This window comes from Candidatus Woesearchaeota archaeon (genome assembly GCA_026394965.1).
GTDB lineage: Archaea > Nanobdellota > Nanobdellia > Woesearchaeales > 0-14-0-80-44-23 > JAPLZQ01.
Map to the genome: position 1 here is coordinate 1 of JAPLZQ010000028.1, position 3,479 is coordinate 3,479.

Here is a 3,479-nt window from a genome sequence, read left to right on the forward strand (position 1 = left end):
TAATAGGGAACAGCGAGGCTAAGACTGCGCTCAAGAAATACGCTGACATGCTATTCCTCTATGACGCAAAAACAAAGAAAAATCCAATATCAGAATCAACCCACATACCAAGAACAGTTTTCATGTATGCAAGGCCAGGAACAGGAAAGACAAGCATTGCCTCTGCAGCAAGAAACTACATGAGCGGGCTCTCTGAAAAGACAGGGAAGAAGTTCTCCTGGGTCCCGATAGACTCCTCAATAAAGAAGAAATGGTACGGCGAAACAGAGGAAATCCTGAAAAGCAAAGTCGAGAAGGCGATGAATCCGGACAATATCGGGGTTATATTTATAGATGACATAGACGGGCTTGTGATAAGCCGCTCAGATGAATCCTCAAATGCGCCTGACAAGAGCATGACAATTTACCTTATGCAGCTGATAGAAGGGATAGACACTCCATATTACGGAAATTACATGATAATATCTGCAAGCAACAAGCCAGGCGACTTGGATGATGCGCTGATTGAAAGGATAGGGGAAGCCTCATTCAATGTGCCTGGGCCAAAAACAAAAAGAGAATACTCTGAATTCCTGAAAATTAAGCTTGAGAAGGGGATAAAATCAGGATATGTGAGAATAAGCGAAAATGAATGGGAAAAAGCAGCTGAACTCTGCATGAAATACAGTGAGGAACTCAGCCCAAGAGACTTAACGAAGGCGATGAGAATGCTTCAGGATGAGGCATTGAAGGAAAGCGCGCTTGAGGGATTATGCGATCTTCCCTATCCTGAGCAGAAGAGAAGGATAAATCTGGGATTTGAGAGGATTGGGATAAATGAACTTGCTAAAGCAATAGAAAACAGATACCATAATGAGATGAGCCAAAGAGAAGTCACATATGAAAGCGAAATAAAAAAAATCAAAGAAAGTATTGTTAAAGAAAAAAAGGCAATCGAAATTGCCGCAAAAGAGCTTGCCGAGAGTGAGAAAAATGGAAATGTCTGAAAAGGAATACAAAAGCTCCTTCATGAAAAGGGAAGAGGAGAGGGAAAAAAGGGCTGAGAGATTCTCAAACCAGGACAGCTCAATTTTCTGCAGGTATGAGTCAGCGCCCCTGATAGGCGTGCAGATTTCTGAAATAAGCAGGATGATGATGGCATACTGCAATGAGATCGGAGAGAATATCAGCTCAAGAAGCATAATCATAGATGAGCCGTCATTAAGGATTGAAAAAACCAGAAAGGCGAAAGAAGCCCTTATGAGCTATATTGCTGAGCCATATTCTTCTGAGCAGTGCGCAGCTGAAAACCGGGCGCTCCCATACATCCTGAAAAGCGCAATAAGCGAGATAACAGAAATCCAGGAAATAGAAAAAGAGATTGCAATGGGAAAAGCTGATTCTGAACTAAAAGAAGAGATGAAAAAGCTTCTTACCGCCTACTCGGCATTTGACTCCTTCCTGGGAGAGGATGACAGGAGAATGGTTTCCCTTAAAAAGATTGCAGAAGAAAGCTGCACAGAAAACTTCAAGGCAATGCAGTATGATTTTTCAGCTCTCGGAAATTTTGAAGCATATGCAACTAATTCAATTGGAGATGCATACAGAAGCATTGCTGAATTCATCAGGGATGATGCAGCGAGGAACTCAAGAGCGGCATTCTCAGCTGAATCAAAAGAGAAAGTGCTTGAATGCGAAATATGGTGCAGTTCGCATCAGATTAGGAAAATTACATCTGATGAGGCAGTAAAGTCAAGCTGGAACCTTCTCCTTGCAGAATACATAATTGAGAAGAACGGCTCTGCAATGAGGATAAGCCCTCTTGACAGGGAATACCTGGACATCAGGTTTGCGCTGGAATCAGGTGAGAAAAATGGCAGGGGATAAGCTCCGAAGGATATTCATTGGCGATTATGAGAACGATGAAGCGCATTCAGAAAGCATGCAGGCAGATGAAGGGCTTCTTAGGAGATTAAGAGGAGTATTTCAGGAAAATGGCTGTGAAACATGCAATAAAGAGCCGGATGAGAAAGAAATCAAAAATCATGATGAAACTGAAAAAAGCGAACTGGCTTTGGAGGAAATTTCTGAAAATTCCAGTTCAGGAAGCGGAATCATGGAAAATACGCCATGCGAAGCCAGAAAACCAGAAGAGGCAGTAAAAATTGCAGATTCGCTTTTCATGCAGGGCAGATATGCTGAAGCAATAAATTCATATGAAGACGCCCTTAAATCAGAGCTGAAAAGTAAAAGCGAAAAATCAGCAATCCTGAAAAGGCTTGCATTTTCATGCGTGAAAAAAGGCGAGTTTGAGATGGCTTTATACAATATTTCCAGATATGAAGAAAATCCGTGGGAGGGATTTGAATCAAGGGACATAAAACTCATAAAATCCTACTGCCTGAGTGAGACCGGAAAAAAAGAAGAGGCAGAGGGGGAATGCAGAAAAATCATGGAAAACAGGGATTACCTTGACCTGGATGCGCTGCTGGAAAGCGCCAATATAATGAGCAGAGACAGGAATTCCGGCTATGAAAAAGCCTGCGGAAGAATAAAGGAATTTCTCATGGGGATAAAAGAGAAAAAGCCGCTTTACACCGGGCTGCTTGATTCAGCAGGAAGGATAATTGGCTATTTTTCCGGGGAAGGCGACTATGACAGGGCATTATCCATAAGCGATTCAGTCCTGTCAATTAACGGGAGAAGCGACAGGGCTATTCTTGAAAAGCGGATTAGAATCCTGGAGAAATGCGCAATTCCTGGAATGCTCAAGGAATCAATAAAGGAATATTCAATGAGATTTCCAGATGATGATTTCAGCAGGAAAATGAGCGCAAAATACCCAATCGAATGATTGAGCGGGGCTTGAAATGAATAATAACACGCTGAGAAAATTAAGAGAAACAATGGGGCTTGGAACAAGCTATGAAAGTTCAGGAAATGCCAGAGTCCCGGAAAACAGCAGAATAACCAGCAATTCTCCCCAGAACAGCAGCGCCCAGGAAGAGAAGATTTTCAGCAGTGAAAATTCAAAAACCCTCGCAGAAAAAATAAACGAGTTTGACATGCCTGAGCCGAAAGAAGCTGTTAAAAAGAGCATAAGAATCGAGGACAATTCCGGCGCAAGGCAGATTTATCATATAATCAGCAGGGGAGATTCAAGGAATGAGATGATGATAAGCGCCCTGTCAGCGAAGTTTGGAAAGGTCTGGGAGCCAATCCTCCTTGAATCACTTATAGAAAATATTGACGTGCAGGAAATGAAAAAAATCCTGCCTTCGTGCAAAAGCTCAAAAGAGCTTATTATTTATGACCTTTACCTTGGGCTAAAGAAAAAAAGCAGCACTGCTCCTGAAAAGGAACTCATTGAACCAGAAATCTATGATAAGATGACCTGCTTAGATTTCTATGACAAGATAACCTCTCTTCTAGCAAGCCAGGAATTCAGCAGGGGAAATTCAGAGCCAGAGGAAACAAATGAAAATCCAAATTACATATTG

Annotated in this window: 4 protein-coding genes; all 4 read left to right on the forward strand. The window is 42.1% G+C overall.

Annotated elements, in window-relative coordinates:
• A partial coding sequence (locus NTV63_01300) for an AAA family ATPase (GenBank protein ID MCX6709574.1) occupies positions 1-986 on the forward strand: 986 nt, incomplete at its 5' end.
• On the forward strand, positions 973-1,866 hold the full coding sequence (locus NTV63_01305) for a hypothetical protein (GenBank protein ID MCX6709575.1): 894 nt from the start codon (positions 973-975) through the stop codon (positions 1,864-1,866). The genes NTV63_01300 and NTV63_01305, both read left to right, overlap by 14 nt.
• Positions 1,853-2,833: a hypothetical protein gene (locus tag NTV63_01310; protein MCX6709576.1), complete on the forward strand. Its 981-nt coding sequence runs from the start codon at positions 1,853-1,855 to the stop codon at positions 2,831-2,833. Before NTV63_01305 ends, NTV63_01310 begins: the two co-directional genes overlap by 14 nt.
• Before the next feature lie 16 nt (positions 2,834-2,849).
• Positions 2,850-3,479 (forward strand): hypothetical protein (locus tag NTV63_01315; GenBank protein ID MCX6709577.1); only part of this gene is annotated, 630 nt, incomplete at its 3' end.